At 44.3% G+C, this 20062-nt stretch carries 18 protein-coding genes; 14 read left to right on the forward strand and 4 right to left on the reverse strand.

Annotated features, from left to right (window positions below; all coding sequences use genetic code 11):
• Window positions 1–52: 52 nt before the first annotated feature.
• The 4 genes from dinB (at window position 53) to PL85_RS07300 (ending at window position 5107) form a co-directional block, all read left to right on the forward strand.
• Window positions 53–1117 carry a DNA polymerase IV gene (gene dinB / locus PL85_RS07285; protein ID WP_088729109.1) on the forward strand — a complete coding sequence of 355 codons (1065 nt, stop codon included), beginning with the start codon at window positions 53–55 and terminating at the stop codon, window positions 1115–1117.
• 142 nt (window positions 1118–1259) lie between these two features.
• On the forward strand, window positions 1260–2003 hold the full coding sequence (locus PL85_RS07290; RefSeq protein WP_088729108.1) for a YggN family protein: 744 nt from the start codon (window positions 1260–1262) through the stop codon (window positions 2001–2003).
• Window positions 2004–2068: 65 nt separating this feature from the next.
• Window positions 2069–3625 carry a diguanylate cyclase gene (locus PL85_RS07295; RefSeq protein WP_174223803.1) on the forward strand — a complete coding sequence of 519 codons (1557 nt, stop codon included), beginning with the start codon at window positions 2069–2071 and terminating at the stop codon, window positions 3623–3625.
• Between the two features lie 126 nt (window positions 3626–3751).
• On the forward strand, window positions 3752–5107 hold the full coding sequence (locus tag PL85_RS07300) for a sodium-dependent transporter (protein WP_115339239.1): 1356 nt from the start codon (window positions 3752–3754) through the stop codon (window positions 5105–5107).
• A gap of 106 nt (window positions 5108–5213) precedes the next feature.
• Here PL85_RS07300 and PL85_RS07305 read toward each other — a convergent pair whose 3' ends face one another.
• The 4 genes from PL85_RS07305 to PL85_RS07320 form a co-directional block, all read right to left on the reverse strand.
• Window positions 5214–6311, reverse strand: a complete 1098-nt coding sequence (locus tag PL85_RS07305) for a succinylglutamate desuccinylase/aspartoacylase family protein (RefSeq protein ID WP_088729107.1) — start codon at window positions 6309–6311, stop codon at window positions 5214–5216.
• The gene (rimK, locus tag PL85_RS07310) at window positions 6271–7176 is read right to left on the reverse strand and encodes a 30S ribosomal protein S6--L-glutamate ligase (protein ID WP_010320145.1); all 906 of its coding nucleotides are present in this window, start codon (window positions 7174–7176) and stop codon (window positions 6271–6273) included. Before rimK ends, PL85_RS07305 begins: the two co-directional genes overlap by 41 nt.
• Window positions 7176–7616 carry an ATP-dependent zinc protease family protein gene (locus tag PL85_RS07315; protein WP_017049719.1) on the reverse strand — a complete coding sequence of 147 codons (441 nt, stop codon included), beginning with the start codon at window positions 7614–7616 and terminating at the stop codon, window positions 7176–7178. The genes rimK and PL85_RS07315 overlap by 1 nt, the downstream gene beginning before the upstream one ends.
• A gap of 295 nt (window positions 7617–7911) precedes the next feature.
• Window positions 7912–9384 (reverse strand): aminoacyl-histidine dipeptidase, encoded by a 1473-nt coding sequence (locus PL85_RS07320; RefSeq protein ID WP_064625822.1) that lies wholly within the window; start codon window positions 9382–9384, stop codon window positions 7912–7914.
• A gap of 886 nt (window positions 9385–10270) precedes the next feature.
• On the opposite strand from PL85_RS07320, the gene PL85_RS07325 reads away from it, so the two are divergent.
• The 10 genes from PL85_RS07325 (at window position 10271) to ribBA (ending at window position 19963) form a co-directional block, all read left to right on the forward strand.
• The gene (locus PL85_RS07325) at window positions 10271–11566 is read left to right on the forward strand and encodes an NCS2 family permease (RefSeq protein ID WP_019282317.1); all 1296 of its coding nucleotides are present in this window, start codon (window positions 10271–10273) and stop codon (window positions 11564–11566) included.
• Window positions 11567–11605: 39 nt separating this feature from the next.
• Entirely contained in the window at window positions 11606–12070 is a 465-nt protein-coding gene (gpt, locus tag PL85_RS07330) for a xanthine phosphoribosyltransferase (protein ID WP_010320141.1), read from the forward strand.
• 88 nt (window positions 12071–12158) lie between these two features.
• Window positions 12159–13406: an esterase FrsA gene (gene frsA, locus PL85_RS07335; protein WP_094166235.1), complete on the forward strand. Its 1248-nt coding sequence runs from the start codon at window positions 12159–12161 to the stop codon at window positions 13404–13406.
• A gap of 100 nt (window positions 13407–13506) precedes the next feature.
• Window positions 13507–13896: a sigma factor-binding protein Crl gene (gene crl / locus PL85_RS07340; RefSeq protein ID WP_026027640.1), complete on the forward strand. Its 390-nt coding sequence runs from the start codon at window positions 13507–13509 to the stop codon at window positions 13894–13896.
• A gap of 122 nt (window positions 13897–14018) precedes the next feature.
• Window positions 14019–15158, forward strand: coding sequence for a glutamate 5-kinase (gene proB / locus PL85_RS07345; RefSeq protein WP_038148735.1), 1140 nt, complete (start codon window positions 14019–14021; stop codon window positions 15156–15158).
• 13 nt (window positions 15159–15171) lie between these two features.
• Window positions 15172–16422 (forward strand): glutamate-5-semialdehyde dehydrogenase, encoded by a 1251-nt coding sequence (locus PL85_RS07350; protein WP_115339238.1) that lies wholly within the window; start codon window positions 15172–15174, stop codon window positions 16420–16422.
• Window positions 16423–16553: 131 nt separating this feature from the next.
• Window positions 16554–17003, forward strand: coding sequence for a transcriptional regulator NrdR (nrdR, locus tag PL85_RS07355; protein WP_010320136.1), 450 nt, complete (start codon window positions 16554–16556; stop codon window positions 17001–17003).
• Between the two features lie 6 nt (window positions 17004–17009).
• On the forward strand, window positions 17010–18107 hold the full coding sequence (gene ribD, locus PL85_RS07360) for a bifunctional diaminohydroxyphosphoribosylaminopyrimidine deaminase/5-amino-6-(5-phosphoribosylamino)uracil reductase RibD (RefSeq protein WP_064625817.1): 1098 nt from the start codon (window positions 17010–17012) through the stop codon (window positions 18105–18107).
• A 1-nt stretch (window position 18108) separates the two neighbouring features.
• Window positions 18109–18765: a riboflavin synthase gene (locus PL85_RS07365; RefSeq protein WP_115339237.1), complete on the forward strand. Its 657-nt coding sequence runs from the start codon at window positions 18109–18111 to the stop codon at window positions 18763–18765.
• Window positions 18766–18853: 88 nt separating this feature from the next.
• On the forward strand, window positions 18854–19963 hold the full coding sequence (gene ribBA, locus PL85_RS07370) for a bifunctional 3,4-dihydroxy-2-butanone-4-phosphate synthase/GTP cyclohydrolase II (RefSeq protein ID WP_013856195.1): 1110 nt from the start codon (window positions 18854–18856) through the stop codon (window positions 19961–19963).
• Window positions 19964–20062 lie beyond the last annotated feature (99 nt).

Below are 20062 nucleotides of genomic sequence, written 5' to 3' on the forward strand. Positions count from 1 at the left end.
ATAGAAACCAAGAATATACTGTTTATGTATACAGTCTTTTAATGGTTTTGAATTGGAAAATAAAATCAAAAAAATTATCCATATTGATATGGATTGTTTCTACGCTGCGGTAGAAATGCGTGATAACCCCGAATATAGGCATCGCCCTCTAGCCGTTGGTGGTCATGAAAAGCAGCGTGGTGTGTTAAGTACTTGCAATTATGAGGCGAGGAAATTTGGCGTTCGTTCCGCAATGCCGACTGCTCAAGCCTTAAAATTATGCCCCAATCTGCTGGTGGTTCCGGGGCGGATGTCGGTATACAAAGCTATTTCCATTCAAATCCGACAGATATTCGAACGTTATACTTCCATTATTGAGCCGTTATCATTAGATGAAGCATTTCTTGATGTGAGTGATTCACCGCTATGTCAAGGAAGCGCAACATTGATAGCTCAAGCTATTCGCTATGATATTCATAACGAACTTCAACTGACAGCCTCTGCAGGTGTAGCACCTGTAAAATTTTTGGCTAAAGTGGCCTCTGATATGAATAAGCCTAACGGTCAATTTGTAATACCACCCGATAAAGTACAGCAGGTGGTCGATTCATTGCCGCTAGAGAAAATACCCGGTGTCGGTAAGGTTAGTCTGGAAAAGTTGCACCAAGCGGGTTTTTATAAGTGTGAAGATATCAAGCTAACGGACTATCGAGAGCTACTTCGTAACTTTGGCAGATTAGGCGCTTCACTATGGAAGAAAAGTCATGGAATTGATAATCGCGAAGTCGTGACAGAGAGGGAGCGCAAATCATTAGGTGTCGAAAGAACATTTAGTCAAAATATCTCAAGTTATGAAGAGTGCTGGCAGGTGATTGAACATCATCTCTATCCAGAGATAAAAGCGAGGTTAGACAGAGCGAGTGTTGATGGGGCGATTGTCAAACAAGGGATCAAAGTCAAGTTTGCCGATTTTCAACTTACGACGATTGAGCATCTTCATCCACAGTTAGAGCTCAATGATTTTCGAACCCTTTTGGAGAATATTTTGTTGCGGCAAAATGGGCGAGAAATTCGCTTACTTGGTTTACAAGTGATGTTAAAGCCAGAAATGCTCAATAAGCAGCTCAGTTTTTTTTAAATTAGTGAAACAAACTAACATTTATGTCATTAAATTGACGGTTTTTAGGTCGAAATCATTTATATTGCTAGCGAGAAATACTAACTCATCAAATATCCACACCTGATATGGTTAGTCATAAAACGATCGATGAGAGAAAACAATGAAAAAAGTAGTGTTAGTCACTTTAATGTTGTTGAGCTCCCCTTTGTGGGCAGCGCAGTGCCGAGTTGATGTGAACCATGAAGTTCACCTTGATGGTGATAAGGTTGAAATTCTCAAAACGAGCACCGACACTGTTTTGATGGATACACAGAACAATCTTTATATCCGTGGTGAAAAGATGGAGCTCGACAGTGACCAGAAAACGGCCCTTGAACAGTATAGAGAAAGCATGAATGCTTCATTGCCTAAAGTAAAACAGATGGCGAGTGATGGCTTAGCGTTGGCGAATGATATTTTGGATGATGTTGCGAAAAGTATTGAATCTCCCAACGCCTTCGATAGCGCCAAGCAATCCATAGCAGCTTTTTTTGCCAATATTGAATCTCGTTATTACAAAAATGGTGAGCTGGTTCTCCCTGCGCAGACTTTTGAATCAATGACGCAAACTTGGGCCGATGATTTTGAAAAAGCGAAAGCTTTATTTAACAAAGAGTTTATATCCGGCGCCTTCGATGCCCTTTCACTGAAAATGAGAGAAGAGGGTGGCTTAAACATCACAAAATTGACCGATACCATGGCGGACTTAAAAGTTAAGTTAGCCGAGCGAATTCAAGAAAACGCCGCCACAATTCAAAAAGAGAGTCGTGATTTTTGTGAGTCTCTTAATGATATGGTTGAGCAGGAACAACAACTGCACCAAAAAATACCAGTATTAAAAGATTATCAAGTCTTTACCATCTAAACTTAAAGAGCACATTCGGTGCTCTTTATTTGTGTCTATGATGTTAGGTTAATTTACTGGTATGGATGTTGTTTAATAATTTTAGCTTGAGACGGTTAACAGCATTAGTTTCAACAGCCTTCGTTGTGCTGTTTATTTTGTGTTATCTGCTATTTAAGTTTATGTGGTCTTATGATCGCGCCGTTGAAGATGCTCTTTCCTTGCAACGAGGTGAGGTTAACCGAGTTCGAACTGTTCTTAATATGCAAAAAGCGGACATGGGGGCATCATTGGCTGATTATGCCGCATGGAATGAAATGGCCGATTTTATTGCTAAGCCTAATGATGATTTTATTCGCGACAGTATTGGTACTCACACCTTTGAATCCAAGTCATTAGACGGTATTTTTATTTTTAATCCAGATGTGCAATTAGTTTGGGGCCAGCGCTACGACTATGAGACTGGCCATGAAGCCAGTTATGATGCGATTCGATATAATTTTGGTGATATTTTAGCGGACGCGATGAAAGCACCAAAAGATTTCATCAAACCGAATCTCAGTTTTATCGTGATAGACGACAAACCTTTTATCGTTGCAACCTCTCGGGTTTGTAATAGTGACGCAAAGGAATGCGACAAAGGTTATTTACTTTTTTTAAAAAGGATCAGTGGACAGTTTATCAATGAGCTTGTGATTGCAACTGGGGTGAATGTGGAAGTGATGCTGATCAAAAGTCTTAATGATCAAACCGTTGCCGCGCCACATGAAGATAATATCTCTTACCTTGAAATGCTTGATTATCGCAATCGTCTTACTGTGTTGATTAAAGTAAGTCATACCGTTAAAGTCCCACCGTTTATTCAATGGCAGGAGCTGTCTGGGCTTGCTTCATTCTCTATCCTAATGTTTTTCTTGAACTTAGTTGTAGCGAATAAAGTAGTCAAGCCAATCAATGATGCCAATCAAGTGCTGGATCAATTTAAAACATCGGGTGGAAAGATGCCCAGTGAGCGCTCCTTCATATCGAAGGAAATGAAAGAGTTTTCTCGTACGATGAACCAAATAGTATGGGAGCTGGAAACCAGTCGGCGTGAACTAAAATGGCAATCAGAGCACGATCCACTCACACGTATTGCGAACCGCCGTCGTTTAGAAAAGGTCTTTAAAAGCTATATTGTTGATTATCAATTTAGATATATCGTATTGTTTTTAATCGATATTGACTATTTTAAATTGTTCAATGATCACTACGGCCACTTAGAGGGTGATGAAGCATTGAAATCTGTTGCGACCAGCTTAAAAAAATTGGATTTTGGCGGTGAAAAACTGGTTGCTCGCTTTGGTGGAGAAGAGTTTTGTGTAGTTTTGGCGAGCGACATCGAAATTGATGGTCAAGCTTATGCTAAACGACTGATCGAATCGGTTGAATCACTGCGCATTACCCACCAATTTTCCCCAGCTAAGAAGACGCTTTCAATCAGCGTTGGAGGGGTTGAAATTGATACCCCACAGTTGAATCACTATCTAGATTTCTTTCATGTGGCTGATAGAGCACTTTATGCAGTCAAAGCACAAGGAAGAGGTCGTTATCTCGTGCAAAAATTCACCTCTAATCTCCCGTTAACATTGCCTGTTCAATAATCTTTACGCAGTAAATTCTGTTTATTTTTGCAATGCTTGTTTAATTAATAAGCAGTGTAATTGCTCTATTTGATTGCCTGCATTACTGTACTAGCTAACTAGTCTATTGATATTTGTGTGAGTGGTATGACACAGTCTGATTCTCGTGAACATTTTGGTTCACGTCTTGGTTTTATTCTTGCGGCGGCGGGTGCGGCAGTTGGCCTAGGTAATATCTGGGGCTTTCCAACCCAAGCGGCAAGCAACGGCGGCGGCGCATTCTTATTGGTTTATTTGGTGATGATCATGGTCGTTGCCTTCCCTATGTTAGTGGTTGAAATGGCGATAGGCCGTTTTGGGCAAGCAAACCCTGTTGATAGCATGCGCTCATTAACGCCTCATCCACTAGGTAAAATGGTCGGTGGCTTTGTCGGTTGGATTGGTTTGAGTGTTCCGAGTGCGGTACTGGCGTTTTACAGCATCGTCGGTGGCTGGCTAATCTGCTTTTTACTCGGTGCGATGACAGAGTTATTGGGTTTTGTGGAAATCACAGCTTGGTTGAAAGGGTTTAGTGTTGAGCGTAACTTATTCGGAACCTTAGTGTTTTATATTTTGACGATTCTAATCGTGCAAGGTGGTGTTAAAGACGGGATTGAAAAATGGTCAACGCGTTTAATGCCTGCATTGTTTGTACTGTTTGGTGTGCTGTTTGTTTACATCATGATGCAAACTGGTGCGATGGAAGGTTTACAACACTATTTGGTCCCTGATTTTTCAAAGGTGTTTGACAGACATCTCTTACTGGCGGCAATGGGACAAGGCTTTTTTTCATTAACCATTGGTGGCTGCTCGATGTTGATTTACGGATCTTATCTGAGTAAGCAAGAAAACCTGCCGAAGATGGCACTAAATGTGACTTTAGTTGATACCGCCGTGGCTTTCATTGCTGGCCTTGTTGTGTTGCCTGCGATGTTTGTTGCGATGCATAAAGGGGTGGAAATCTATGCCGCTGACGGTTCTTTACTAAATTCAGATACGCTCGTTTTTACCGTGTTGCCATTGATGTTTGATAGCCTTGGTTGGATGGGGCAGGTGTTTGCTATCGTATTTTTCACTTTACTGACGATCGCCGCGTTAACCTCTTCTATCTCTATGCTGGAATGCCCTGTAGCCTTAGTCAGCGAGCGTTTTAATACGAAACGCGCACCAACAAGCTGGGTATTAGGCGCGTTAATTGCGCTAGTCAGTGTCGTTATTGTTTATAATTTTGGTGCGCTATTTGGCTTAGTGGCAACGGTTGCGACGCAATATTTGCAGCCGACAGCAGCGCTGATGTTCTGCCTATTTGGCGGTTGGGTATGGCGTCGTCACGCGAAGGTCAAAGAGTTAGAGCAAGGTTTCCCTGAGTTCCAATTGGGTTGGTTTGGTAAAGTCTGGCCTTGGTATGTGAAATTTGTCTGCCCTGTATTAGTGGCTACGGTGATTTGGGCTTCGTTCGGTTAATGAGTTACTTTCTTCATCCCACTCATGCTTAAACATAATAAAGCCCTTTGAATAAGGGCTTTATTATTGAACTTATGTGTCTCTATTGTTTAGAGTTATCGACTATTTAGACCATCGACGGTGGCATCAAGTGTCCTGTGGTCAGAGGTTCTAAATCGCTGTCTGCGACCTCTTCAATAAAATCGCCCACGACTTGCTCAACCATCTCATCGCTTTGCGAGAAGTAGGCGAGATGGAATACGGCATCCCCTTCATTAACAAGAGGCAGAGTTTGTTGGCCAATCACAATACCACCCTTATTGGCTCTTAATTCGACTTCAACATGACCAAGCGGTGAGTTGATATAGGCAAGCACTTGTCCTTTTTCGACCTTGTCACCAAGCGTCACCACAGTGCGCAAGATGCCATCGCTCTCGGCTCTGAGCCAACTGGTTGATTTTGCGATGATCGATGTCGGTACGGCCTTGCGACTTTTGCGCATCATACCAATGGCTTGCATGGTGCGTTTCACACCGACAATACCCGCATTGATGGCAATAGGTTCAAATTTTAGCGCTTCACCTGCTTCATAAGTTAATACTGTGATGCCTGATTTCTCTGCTTCACTTCTGAGCGAGCCATTACGCAGTGGAGAGTCGATGATCACTGGGGTTGCAAATGCTTGGGCAATACGCAAGGTTTCAGGATTAGTGAGATCGGCGCGGATTTGTGGCAAATTCGTGCGATGAATAGCACCAGTATGCAGGTCGATGATGTAATCACAACGTAAAGCGACTTGGGAAAAGAAAGTATGTGCAATGCGAGAGGCGAGGGAGCCAGTTTCACTTCCAGGGAAGCAGCGATTGAGATCGCGTCGATCAGGAAGGTAGCGAGATTTATGAATAAAGCCAAAGGCATTGACGATGGGGACAACAATCAGTGTCCCTTTTAGTTTTTGCGGGTCGATGGAGTTGATCAGTTGACGGACTATTTCAACGCCGTTCAGTTCATCACCATGGATGGCGGCATTGATCATTAAGGTTGGGCCAGTGGATATTCCATTAATGATTTCGATAGGAATAGAGAGCGGCGAGTGTGTATAAAGCTTAGCCGCTTCTAGCTCCATTGCCTTGCGCGTTCCTGGGGGAACTGAATCCCCCAGGAAATGAAATGCTGTGTTTTTCCTAACCTTTGCCACGTGTTTTTGTCCCTTTCGTTGCCGCATTTTTTTCAATAAATTCGACAATCAACCCGGCGATATCTTTACCAGTAGCAGCTTCAATACCTTCAAGACCTGGCGATGAATTGACTTCCATCACTAGTGGGCCACGTTCCGATCGCAAAAGATCCACACCCGCAACATTGAGACCCATAATCTTCGCCGCATCGATAGCCGTCTTACGTTCTAGGGGAGTAATTTTTACCAAAGAGGCCGTTCCGCCGCGGTGTAGATTAGAGCGAAACTCACCATCGGCACCTTGCCGTTTCATGGCTGCGATAACTTTGTCGCCAATAACGAAACAGCGAATATCGGCGCCACCGGCCTCTTTGATGTACTCTTGCACCATGATATTGGCTTTCAAGCCCATGAACGCTTCGATCACACTTTCTGCTGCTTTGCGTGTTTCCGCTAACACTACACCGATGCCTTGAGTTCCTTCAAGTAATTTAATTACTACCGGTGCTCCTCCGACCATGTCGAGTAAATCTTTGACATCATCGGGTTTGCTGGCGAAACCAGTAATTGGCATACCAATGCCGCGACGAGACAATAGCTGCATTGAGCGAAGTTTATCTCTGGAACGGCTAATAGCCACAGATTCATTGACGGGATAAACCCCCATCATTTCAAATTGGCGTAATACCGCAGTACCGTAAAATGTAACGGATGCACCAATACGAGGAATGACTGCATCAAAACCTGCTAACTCTTCACCTTTAAAGTGAATTTCGGGTTTTTCAGAATTGATATTCATATAGCAACGCAGCCCATCAATCACTTTGACTTGGTGGCCACGGCTTTTACACGCTTCAATCAGACGCTTGGTTGAATACAACGAAGCATTACGTGACAGAATACCAATTTTCATTATTTGCTCTCCTCGAAAGCGATTAAAAACGATTTAGTTGGATTAACTAAAATTCGACGGTGCATTGCGGTGCGACCTAATAGCATACGAAAACCCATATTTTCGCGATTGGTTAACGTTATTTCAATGGGCCAAGTTTGGCCGCCCAAACTGACGTCTGATTGAATAACGTAACGTGACTCTTCATGGCCACCGGAATCACGGACGATTCGTTCATCAATGACTTTAGCTTCGCACACTGTGACCTTGTCATTATTGCGCTGCACAGGGTGGATCCAAAAGCGAACCCAAAGAGTCTCTTCCTTGGTGAAGCTCTCTACCTTAAATGCGTGTAAGCACGACGTGCGGGCTCCGGTATCGACTTTGGCATTAATTTGCTCAATACCTAACCCTGGAAGGCTGAGAGTTTCTCGCCATCCGACAATCATTTTTTCTTTCATCGCAGTTTCAATATTTTTGGAGAATGTAAGACGCCGCTAAGGAGTAGCCGCATCCCCGATACAACTTTTAAATGGTGTTATCGCTTGAAGAGAGTGTGGTGAATAACTCTAGGAACTTCAAGGGGGCGAACTCTAGCAGTCACAAAAAATGTGCGCTAATGAAATTAATTTGCCTTATCGATAAAATTAATTGATAGAAAAAGAGGTAAGGATTGATGCCGAATTCCGCTGCCAAAGCAAGATATTCATCAACTTGCTATTACACGCTGGTTGAAGAATTCGACATCAGAGTGGGTTAAACTTTCGCTGGAATATGCTCTAGTAGGGCAACCATTTGCTCCCAGAAAAGGTCGACTGTGTCGATCTTCACTTTCTCATCCGGTGAGTGAGGGAATTTAATGGTTGGGCCAAACGAAACCATATCCATTTCTGGGTAAGGTTTTTTGAAAAGACCACATTCTAGGCCAGCATGGATCACCATGATATTCGGTTTATGACCGTAAATACCTTGGTACATGTCTCTGAAAATAGCCATGATCTCTGAATCGGCATCTGGTTTCCAGCCCGGATAAGCACCAGTAAAGGCAATTTCCGCATTCGCTAGCTCAGCAACGGATTTGAGCATGCTTTCAACCTGTTGGCGACCTGAATCTATCAAAGAACGAATAAGGCATAACACAGTCACAGAGTTTTCTTGTGTAGTAATAACACCGACATTCAATGAGGTTTCAACCACGCCTTCAATTTCATCGCTCATCCGGATCACACCGTTTGGACACGCGTTTAATGCGGCAATAAAACGTTGTTGATCAACAAGAGCGAAGACATTTTCTGCATTTTCTTGCGGGTTGTTGAAAGTGACGATCCCTGTTTCGACGCGTCCAAGCTCTTCTTTCACTAGCTGGGTATAGGAGCTAAATAGCTCATCCAGTTTTACCCCATTTTCGGCAGGAATGGCCACAGTGACAAACGCTTCTCGAGGAATGGCGTTACGTAGGCTACCACCGCGAAACTCGATCAAACGTAAATCAAGTTCTTGTGCGTGACTAGCAAGAAAGCGAGCCAGTAGCTTGTTAGCATTCCCACGGCCAGTATGGACGTCACATCCAGAGTGACCTCCTTTTAACCCTTTCAAAATCAATTGATGTGTTACGTAACCAGCAGGCATGGCTTGTCGTTGGATATTAAAAGTCATTGCGCCATCAATACCACCAGCACAGCCCATATATACTTCGCCCTCTTGTTCTGAATCAGTATTGAGCAGGATCTCTCCTTCTAACCAACCCGCTTCAAGGCCGAAAGCACCTGTCATACCCGCTTCTTCATCAATCGTCAGTAACACCTCAATAGGACCGTGCTTGAGCTCTTTTGACGCGAGAACAGCCAAACATGCTGCCATACCCATACCGTTATCGGCACCTAAAGTGGTTCCTTTGGCTGTTACCCATTCGCCATCGATATACGGTTGGATAGGGTCCTTAGCAAAGTCGTGCTGCGTGTCTTCGTTTTTTTGCGGCACCATATCAATATGAGCTTGTAGAACCACACCTTTCTTATGTTCCATGCCAGCTGTCGCTGGTTTTTTTATGAAAACGTTGCCGGTTGGATCTCGGCGTACCGCTAAACCCTGCTCTGTCGCCCACTGGATGATGTGTTGGGCTAAGGCTTCTTCATGCTTAGACGGGTGAGGAATGGAACAGATTTTATCGAAAAATTGCCATACGGGTGCCGATGACAATTTACTGATTTCAGAATAGAACTCAGACACGGAATACTCCTTTTATTCGAGCTTGCCAGATCATGAACAGGCGAAATGTTTCTTTGGTAGCGATATCGACTAGATCTGAGCATGACTTGTAGTGGTGGACAGCATACCACTCTCGACAATCAGCGAGTAGCCTCACCGCTTGAGAATTGTTTTATTGGTGTCACATTAAATCGACTGTAGCGTATAGAAGAGATGACACAATCGGCGATGAGATTCTTCCCCTTACCGCCTAATAATCATTTTTTGCTGATATTTGTGTAATTTAATTACTTAAATCTGTTGATGTAGATCATTAAAATAAAATTATGTGATTTTTATCACGCTAAATATTGTAATTTAATTTCTTGGTGGTATATTTGTAACCAACTTCGAAAGCGAAGAAAAAATGCTCAAAGGATGAGTCCGTTTATCGCCTCCATGGAACCGAGAAATCAAATTTATGTTCAATTGATTTTATAAGGTGATAGTTATGAAAGGTTTACCATCTGCAATGTTCTGGACAAACAAGTCTGTTTACACTGGCAACTTTGCTTACCCAACAAGCTTTGGTTATTAAGACTTTAAGCATGTTATTTGAACTGTATGTTCACCCCCTAGATATTGGAATTTTTTTGTAGTCAGTTTGGCTAAAATGATTCGCCGCCACCTCAGATGAGGTGGCGTTTTTTTATCTCAATGTTCAGCACTTCCTTTACGGCTCAATGGCAATACGATATGGAAATCCGCTTTTTCTTTTTGAAGAAATGAAGCGCGACTAGGTTCATAAGCCATTAATAAAAGCATATTACAGCCTTAATTCTATCTGGAATTTGTGATCTGATCTCTCTATAATCCACAGCCAATCGATTACGCAACCGTTTACTTTTTACCCTTATAGGACTCGATCATGCTCGAAAGGCTATTTAAACTTAGTGAATATGGCACAAACGTGCGCACTGAGGTTATCGCAGGAATAACGACATTTCTCACGATGGCATACATTATCTTTGTTAACCCTGCGATCTTAGCGGATGCCGGCATGGACCGTGGTGCAGTATTTGTTGCTACGTGTCTTGCGGCGGCTATTGGCTGTTTCATCATGGGCTTTGTTGCCAACTACCCAATCGCACAGGCTCCGGGTATGGGGTTAAACGCATTTTTTACTTACGCCGTTGTGCTCGGCATGGGATATACATGGCAAGTTGCGCTGGCGGCGGTATTCGTTTCTGGTGTGCTGTTCATTTTTCTTAGTATCTTTAAAATCCGTGAGTGGATCATCGGTTCGATTCCGATGTCATTACGAACGGGGATCTCGGCCGGTATTGGACTTTTTCTTGCCTTTATTGCCCTGAAGAATGCAGGCATTGTGGTTGATAACCCTGCAACTTTGGTTTCTGTCGGCGCAATTACTTCTCTTCCTGCTGTACTCGGTGCGATAGGTTTCTTCCTGACGATTGCTTTGGTTCATCGTGGTTTAAAGGGTGCCGTAATGATCGCGATTCTTGCGGTTACTGGCCTTGGTTTAGTATTTGGTGACGTTCAGTGGCATGGCATTATGTCGGCACCACCAAGTATTGCGCCAACTTTTTTGCAGCTTGATTTCTCCGCCATTTTTGAAGTGGGTATGATTTCAGTGGTATTTGCGTTTCTGTTTGTCGATCTATTTGACACGGCTGGCACTTTAGTTGGCGTGGCGCAAAAAGCAGATTTGATTGGCAAAGATGGTAAAATCCCACGTCTAAATAAAGCATTGCTTGCCGATTCTACTGCTACGTCAGTCGGTGCCCTGCTAGGTACATCAAACACAACCTCTTACATTGAAAGTGTGGCGGGTGTTGCTGCTGGCGGGCGCACAGGGCTGACTGCAGTCGTTGTTGGCATTTTGTTCTTACTTGCATTATTCTTCTCGCCATTAGCTGGAATGATCCCTGCGTACGCTACGTCTGGTGCATTATTTTACGTGGCAATTTTGATGCTTTCTGGTTTGGTCAGTATTGATTGGCGCGATTTAACAGAAGCGGCTCCTGTCGTCGTTACCTGTTTATTAATGCCGCTGACATTCTCTATCGCAGAAGGTATTTCTCTTGGTTTCATTGCTTATGCGGCTATCAAACTATTTAGTGGCAAAGGGCGCAGTGTATCGATGAGTGTGTGGGTGATGTCAGCCATCTTCATCTTTAAGTATATCGCCTCTGCAATGTAATGAACGACACAGATTATTTAAATAATTAGGTTTACAACAATGAGCAATAAATTCGTTATCACTTGGGACAACATGCAGACTTACTGTCGTCAATTGGCAGAAAAACAGATGCCTGCAGAGCAATGGAAAGGTATTTGGGCGGTGAGCCGTGGTGGTCTGGTTCCTGGTGCCATATTGGCTCGTGAATTAGGTATTCGCCATGTCGATACGATTTGCATTTCAAGTTACGATCATGATCACCAGCGTGACATGACAGTGATCAAAGCACCTGAAGGTGACGGCGAAGGTTTCTTAATTGTTGAAGATTTGGTCGATAGTGGTGATACCGCACGTAAGCTACGTGAAATGTATCCTAAAGCGAAATTGATTGCGGTGTGTGCGAAGCCTTCTGGCGTAAGCTTGTTAGATGATTATGTTGTGGATATTGCTCAAGATACGTGGATTGAGCAGCCATGGGATATGACGATTCAATACGCAGAACCGATTAACCGTAAACAAAAGTAATGCTTTTCTTGCGTTTATTTGAAAATGGCCCTTTATCGGGCCATTTTTTTTATTACTATTAGAGCACCGCTCTCAATTGAATCGACTTATGTCTGAATCTAACAGCCAAAATCTTTCTGAAACCTTGTTCCAGAAACACAAGCAAGCTCAAGAAACCTCGGCATTAATTCGCTATATGCCAAGTAGCCAAGAAATTTTGGATCTTAAAAAACAACAAGAAGGGTACGTTTGGTATCGAAATCTCAGGCGGTTACAGTGGATATGGCAAGGTGTTGATCCTGTAGAGCAAGAAGAAGTTCTCGCCCGCATTGCCTCTTCGAAACATTCGCGAACCGAAGCGGATTGGTTAGATACGGTTATGGGCTATCACAGTGGTAACTGGGCATACGAGTGGACTAAGCTGGGTATGCGTCACCAAAAGCGCGCTAATGACAAGCAAGACGAAGAGGCGGCCAATGAACTTTTTTCCGCGTCGCTCTGCTTCAGCATTGCTGGTTATCCGCATCTAAAAAATGATAATTTATCCTTACAGGCACAGATACTGTCAAACAGCGCTTATAACGAAGCGGCCAAATTGACTCGTTATGTGATTAAGCAGATTGAAGTACCCTATAAGAACAAAAAAATAGTCGCTAATTTGCATTTGCCCAATACCGATAGGCCTCATCCGGTCGTTTTGGTTAGCGCCGGTTTAGACAGTTTGCAGACGGATATGTGGCGTTTGTTTAGAGATTATCTCGCGCCTAGAGATATTGCGATGTTAACTATTGATATGCCCTCCGTAGGTCATAGCTCCCATTGGCCTTTAACTGAAGATTCTTCATGTCTGCATCAAGCCGTACTCAATGAACTGGAAAGCTTGCCTTGGGTTGATCATCGAAAAGTGGGGCTTGTTGGATTTCGATTTGGTGGTAACTCTATGATCAGGCTCTCTTTTCTAGAGCAAGATAAAATCAAGGCTTGTGTTTCATTAGGGGCACCTATCCACGATATTTTAGCTTCGCCAGAAAAATTGAAAAAAATGCCCAAAATGTATATTGATGTGCTGGCGTCTCGTTTAGGTAAAGACGTGGTGGATATTAATAGCCTTGCTGGGTTGATGCGAGCGTGGTCACTGAAAGTGCAAGGTTTTTTAACCAGTAGGCGAACTAAAGTTCCGATTTTGGCTTTAGGATTAGAAGGTGATCCCATTTCACCCTATTCAGATAATCAATTAGTTGCAATTTTTAGTGAATATGGCAAAGCGAAACAGATAAAAAGCAAAACAATTACACAAGGATATGAGCAATCCCTCGATTTAGCGATAAAGTGGTTAGAAGATGAGCTATTTAGGTGACTTTTCTACTAAATTAGTTAAGCATGATATTGGTATGCGGTAACAAGCATATGATTAATAAAAATAATGATCGTTCTTAACATTGAAATGGAGAGTCAATATGTCAGAAATGACCCACACCCCGACTCATTATCGCTTATTGTCTGCTTTAAAAGCTATTGGACCTTATTTACGAGAAGGCCAATGTCGTGAGGATCACTACTTATTTGATTGCCTTGCGTCTTGCGTTAATGACAAAAAATCCCCAGAAAAACGAGAGTTTTGGGGCTGGTGGCTGGAACTTACTAAGAAAGAATCAGGGTTTGAGGCTAAGTATCATACAGGACGTTACAACTTAGCTGGCGCGTGGGATGCCGACGCGATTCCTAAATCCGTATTTTCTGAAGTCAAACGTACCCAAGAAGAGTTTCATGCCAAACTGGTAGCGAGTCTCTATGAGCGATTTGAATTGAGTGTTGAGATTGCACAAGATTCCGCTGAATTCGTCTGATTTTCGTTATCCCCTTACCCTCGTGATGAAAAAGGTGCTTTTTAGCACCTTTTCTACTTGTGAATTATTGCTTTGATTGCTAAAACATCAGCTCTTATGTGTTTTCCATTTCAGAAGAAATCATGACAACGAATCAACAAAGCGGAAAAGCGGTGCAACTTCAAACAATCGTTGTGAAGCTAGGAACCAGTGTATTAACCGGTGGTACTTTGGCGTTAGATAGAGCTCATATGGTTGAGCTTGTCCGTCAATGTGCTGAACTGAAAAAGCAAGGCCACTCAGTGGTGATTGTATCGTCGGGCGCAATTGCCGCTGGTCGAGAACACTTAGGTTACCCCGCACTCCCCAACGCAATGGCTAGCAAACAGTTGCTTGCTGCGGTTGGGCAGAGTCAACTGATTCAAGCATGGGAATCTCTTTTTGCCATCTATGGGATTAAAATAGGTCAAATGCTACTGACTCGTGCCGATCTAGAAGATCGTGAGCGTTTTTTGAATGCGCGAGATACCATTAATGCTTTGGTCGAGCACGATATTATTCCTGTGGTCAACGAAAACGATGCCGTGGCAACCAGTGAAATTAAAGTGGGTGACAACGACAACTTATCAGCTCTGGTCGGTATTTTATGCGGTGCCGATAAACTATTGCTGCTCACTGACCAAAAAGGGCTCTTCACCGCGGACCCGCGTAAAGATCCTAACGCTGAACTGATTAAAGAAGTCAAAACCATTGATGATACCTTGCGTAAAATCGCTGGGGGTAGTGGTACTACGCTTGGCACCGGAGGTATGGCAACTAAGCTTCAGGCCGCTGATATTGCTCGTCGTGCAGGGATTGAAGTCATTATCGCCGCAGGGCGTGCCAGCAACGTTATTTTTGACTCTTTAAGTGATGCGCCACAAGGCACCCGTTTCTTGCCATGTACCGAAGCGTTAGAAAACCGCAAACGCTGGATTTTAGCGGGTCCTGCCGCTTCTGGTGACATTGTCATTGATGGCGGAGCCGTCAACGCTGTAGTCGCGAATGGCAGTAGCTTATTAGCGAAAGGGGTAGTGAATGTCAGTGGTACTTTTGCACGTGGTGAAGTGGCGCGAGTAACCGATAAACAAGGCGTATTAATTGCCCGTGGCATCGCCGCTTATTCCAGCCAAGACTTAGCCAAAATCGCGGGCAAACACAGCAAAGATATCGGAGGCATTTTAGGTTACGATTATGGCTCAGAAGTCATTCATCGCGATGATCTTGTTGTGATCCAAGAATAGTAAGGAAAAGAAAGTGGATTTAACCATAATGGGTAAAGCCGCCAAACAGGCCGCTTTCCAGCTCGCTACCGTTTCAACGACACAAAAAAACAATGCATTAGCGATCATTGCCGATGAACTGGAGGAGCAGAGCGCCGCGATTTTAAAAGCGAATGCTCAAGATATCGAACTGGCCCGCCAAGCCGGGTTGAACGATGCGATGCTTGATCGCCTATTGCTCAATGAATCGCGCCTGCAAGCCATTGCTAATGACGTGCGTAATGTGATTAATCTCAATGACCCTGTCGGTAGTGAAATCGATAGCCGAGTGCTTGAAAACGGATTGTCATTGTCTCGCCGCCGAGTACCGTTAGGTGTGGTGGGCGTTATTTATGAAGCGCGTCCTAATGTGACCATTGATATTGCGGCATTGTGTTTAAAAACGGGTAACGCCAGTATTTTACGGGGAGGGAAAGAGACCTTTTTCTCCAATATGGCGCTAGTTAACGTTATTCAATCGGCGCTAGAAAAAGCACAACTACCAGCGGCTGCGGTACAGTATATTGAAAAACCGGATCGCGAACTGGTTTCACAGCTGCTCAAGCTGGATGAATATGTTGATATGATCATTCCGCGCGGCGGCGCTAGCCTACATAAAATGTGCAAAGAAAACAGCACGATTCCGGTGATTATTGGTGGTTTTGGCATTAGCCATATTTTTGTTGACCAATCGGCGGATCTGGACAAATCAGTCGAGGTAATTGAAAACGCCAAAATTCAGCGCCCTTCTGCGTGCAACGCACTGGATACTTTGCTGGTTCATCAAGCGATTGCCAGTGAATTTTTGGCAAAACTGGTGCTACGACTTAATGATCAAGTGACCTTCGTTGTAGAGCCAAAAGCCCAAACCTGCATGAGCCATGCGAAACAGTTGAGAGAGGCCGTTGAGGGCGATTTTGACACCGAATGGCTAAGTTACACTTTGGGCGTCAAAGTGGTCGATGACGTGCAGCAAGCGATTGAACATATGCGTGAACACAATGCAAGCCATTCGGATGCGATCATGACAAATGACCTATTTAATGCAGAGCTGTTTATTAATTCCGCGGGCTCTGCTGCAGTGTATGTCAATGCTTCGACGCGTTTTACCGATGGAGCTCAATTTGGTTTAGGCGCTGAAGTGGCCGTTTCGACCCAAAAATTGCACGCTCGCGGGCCGATGGGCTTAGAAGAGTTGACCAGTTATAAGTGGGTTGGCAAAGCCAATTACTTATCACGTTGTTAAGTTCTTTTCGTTATGGATAACGCAAAGTGTGGTTGTTAACAAAATAGAGATTGAAAAGGGGCTGATGCCCCTTTTGCGTTCAACTTGCGTACTAATTCCGGTACACTGATGCTCATTGCTATGGAGGTGATATGCATTGTCCTTTTTGTTCAGAGAACGACACCAAAGTGATTGATTCTCGTCTTGTCGCAGATGGCCATCAAGTGCGCCGTCGCCGTCAATGTTTGGCATGTAATGAACGTTTTACCACGTTTGAATCGGCCGAGCTCTTGATGCCAAGAGTCATCAAATCAAATGGAAATCGTGAACCGTTTAACGAAGATAAAATGGTCGGTGGTATACAGCGAGCATTAGAAAAACGCCCCGTCAGCGCCGATGCGATTGAGCTTGCAATCAGTATGATTAAATCTCAGTTGCGAGCCACTGGTGAGCGAGAAGTCCCAAGTAAAATGATTGGTAACTTGGTGATGGAGCAGCTCAAAGTACTCGATAAAGTCGCTTACATCCGCTTTGCCTCCGTGTATCGCAGTTTTGAAGATATTCGTGAGTTTGGTGAAGAAATCGCGAAGCTGGAAGATTAATCGCTTATGTTTACTCCTTTTGATTATCAAATGATGTCGCGAGCCATTGAGCTTGCCAAAGGTGGCGTTTTTACCACTCAACCTAACCCCAATGTCGGCTGCGTGATCACTCAAGGAGAGCAGATTGTTGGTGAAGGTTTTCATGCGCGTGCTGGTGAGCCGCATGCCGAAGTACACGCCTTGCGCATAGCAAACGAGCAAGCGCAAGGCGCTACCGCTTATGTCACTTTAGAGCCTTGCTCGCATCATGGCCGTACACCGCCTTGCGCTGAAGGCTTGATTAACGCCAAAGTGGCGAAAGTGATTTGCGCAATGCAAGATCCGAATCCTCAAGTCGCTGGGCGTGGTATTCAAATGTTGCGTGACGCTGGGATTGAAGTCGAAGTCGGTTTGTTAGAAGCGGATGCCATCGCGCTCAATCCGGGTTTTATTAAACGCATGACAAGTGGGATGCCCTTTGTCCAATTGAAAATGGCCGCAAGTCTTGATGGACAAACGGCACTCAATAATGGTCAGAGTCAATGGATCACTTCAGCGGCCGCGCGGCGAGATGTGCAAAAATTTCGCGCCAAAGCGGGTGGGATTTTATCGACCAGCAAAACAGTGATTGAAGATGATGCTTCATTGACTGTGCGTTGGGATGAACTGCCTCCATCAGTGCAAGTGAACTACCCACAACATCAGTTACGCCAACCAGTGCGAGTCATTCTTGACAGGCAAAACCAACTCCATGATGGTCTAAAGCTGTATCAACATTCCGGTGAAGTATTGGTGCTTGGCACTGAACATACGTCATTGCTCAATAGCAACCAGACACAATTTGAGTTAGCGGATACCTTAGCTTATTTAGCTGAGCAGTCACAAATGAATCATCTCTGGGTAGAAGCTGGTGCCACACTGGCTCGTTCACTGATCCAAGCCCAATTGGTCGATGAGATCATTTTGTACTTAGCGCCTAAAATCATGGGTAGTGATGGTCGGGGGCTATTTGGTGCTTTGGGGCTATCTTCCATGGCGGATACGCTAGAGTTAATCATCAAAGATGTACGACAAGTTGGGCCGGATATTCGGATCATTGCCGTACCTAAAATAAAAGATAAATAGCATGTTTACAGGAATTATCGAGGCGGTAGGTACACTTGCCGCGATTACGCCCAAAGGTGAAGACATCAGCGTGACCGTGAAAGTCGATCATCTTGATATGAGCGATGTCAAACTTGGTGACAGTATTGCCACAAATGGTGTCTGTTTGACCGTGGTAGATTATAACAGCACTCAATATACAGCGGATCTCTCACTAGAAACGCTCAACAAAACCGGGTTTGCTCACTATCAAGTTGGTGACAAGGTCAACCTAGAAAAAGCCATGTTGCCCACCACTCGTTTTGGTGGACACATTGTTTCTGGGCACGTTGACGGTGTTGGTGAAATCATTGAACGTAATCCCGTTGGTCGTTCGATAGAGTTTTGGGTAGCGATCCCACCGGCATTGAATAAATACGTGGCTGAAAAAGGCTCAATTACAGTAGATGGTATCAGCCTCACTGTGAATGATTTAAGAAAGAATGCCTTTAAGCTGACCATAGTGCCTCACACTTCTGCCGAAACGACCATTGATGCATTTCATGTCGGGCGTAAAGTGAATTTGGAAGTGGATGTGCTCGCGCGTTATATGGAGCGTTTGCTGCAAAAGCAGCAAGATGAAGAGACACCAGAGTCGAAAATTAGCTTAGCATTTTTACAACAAAATGGTTTTGCGTAAACCGCGCATTGTCCCATGCCACCACGGTCGTGGATAAATCTAAGTCAGGGACTGTGCGGAAAATAGTTCAGCGATAGGAAAATAGAGTATGCCAATAAGTACCCCGCAAGAGATCATTGAAGATATTCGTCTTGGGAAAATGGTCATCTTAATGGATGACGAAGATCGTGAGAACGAAGGTGACTTGATCATGGCCGCCGAGCACGTTACTCCTGAAGCTATTAATTTTATGGCTAAATTTGGTCGTGGCCTGATCTGCTTAACCATGACTAAAGCTCGTTGTCAGCGTTTAGGCTTGGCTCCTATGGTGCAGGATAATAATGCTCAATACACCACCAATTTTACCGTCTCGATTGAAGCGGCCGAAGGCGTAACCACCGGCATTTCAGCGGCCGATCGCGCCGTAACGGTACAAGCTGCGGTGGCGAAAGAGGCGAAAGCTTCAGACTTAGTGCAACCTGGGCACATTTTCCCACTGGCTGCGCAAGAGGGGGGCGTTTTAACTCGCGCTGGACACACGGAAGCCGGTTGTGATTTAGCGCGCCTTGCGGGATTAGAGCCCGCGTCTGTGATCGTCGAAATTTTAAATGATGATGGCACCATGGCGCGTCGCCCTGATCTTGAAGTGTTTGCCGAGCAACATGGTTTAAAACTCGGTACGATTGCCGATCTGATTGAATACCGTAACAATACTGAGACGACCATTGAGCGTGTTGCACAGTGCAAGTTGCCGACAGAATACGGTGAATTTGAACTGATCACTTACCGCGACGTGATTGATAATCAGATCCATTACGCATTGCAAAAAGGAACATTGGATGGTCAAGCGCCATTGGTGCGAGTTCATCTGCACGATACCTTTACCGATTTGCTGCGCAGTGATCGCAATGCTGAACGCAGTTGGACGTTAGATAAAGCGATGCAGCGTATCGGCCAAGAGGGCGGCGTATTGGTCATTTTAGGTAATGAAGAGTCGAGCGACTTATTGATCCATCGCGTTAAAATGTTTGAGCAACAAGACAAAGGCCAAGCGCCTACTTTAGCGAAAAAACAAGGTACTTCACGCCGTGTGGGGATTGGTTCACAAATTCTGGCGGATTTAGGTGTTCGTGACATGCGTTTACTCTCTTCAGCCAATAAAAAGTATCACGCTTTAGGCGGTTTCGGCTTGAATGTGACTGAGTATGTTTGCCAATAATGTCATCTCGTTTTAGCGCTTAGAACCTAAGGTCACATTTAAAAATACACCGTAATAAAACCAATAAAGGAAGCCCAACGCCTGTCTCTTGATCACAAG

This window comes from Vibrio anguillarum (assembly GCF_001989995.2).
Lineage (GTDB): Bacteria > Pseudomonadota > Gammaproteobacteria > Enterobacterales > Vibrionaceae > Vibrio > Vibrio anguillarum.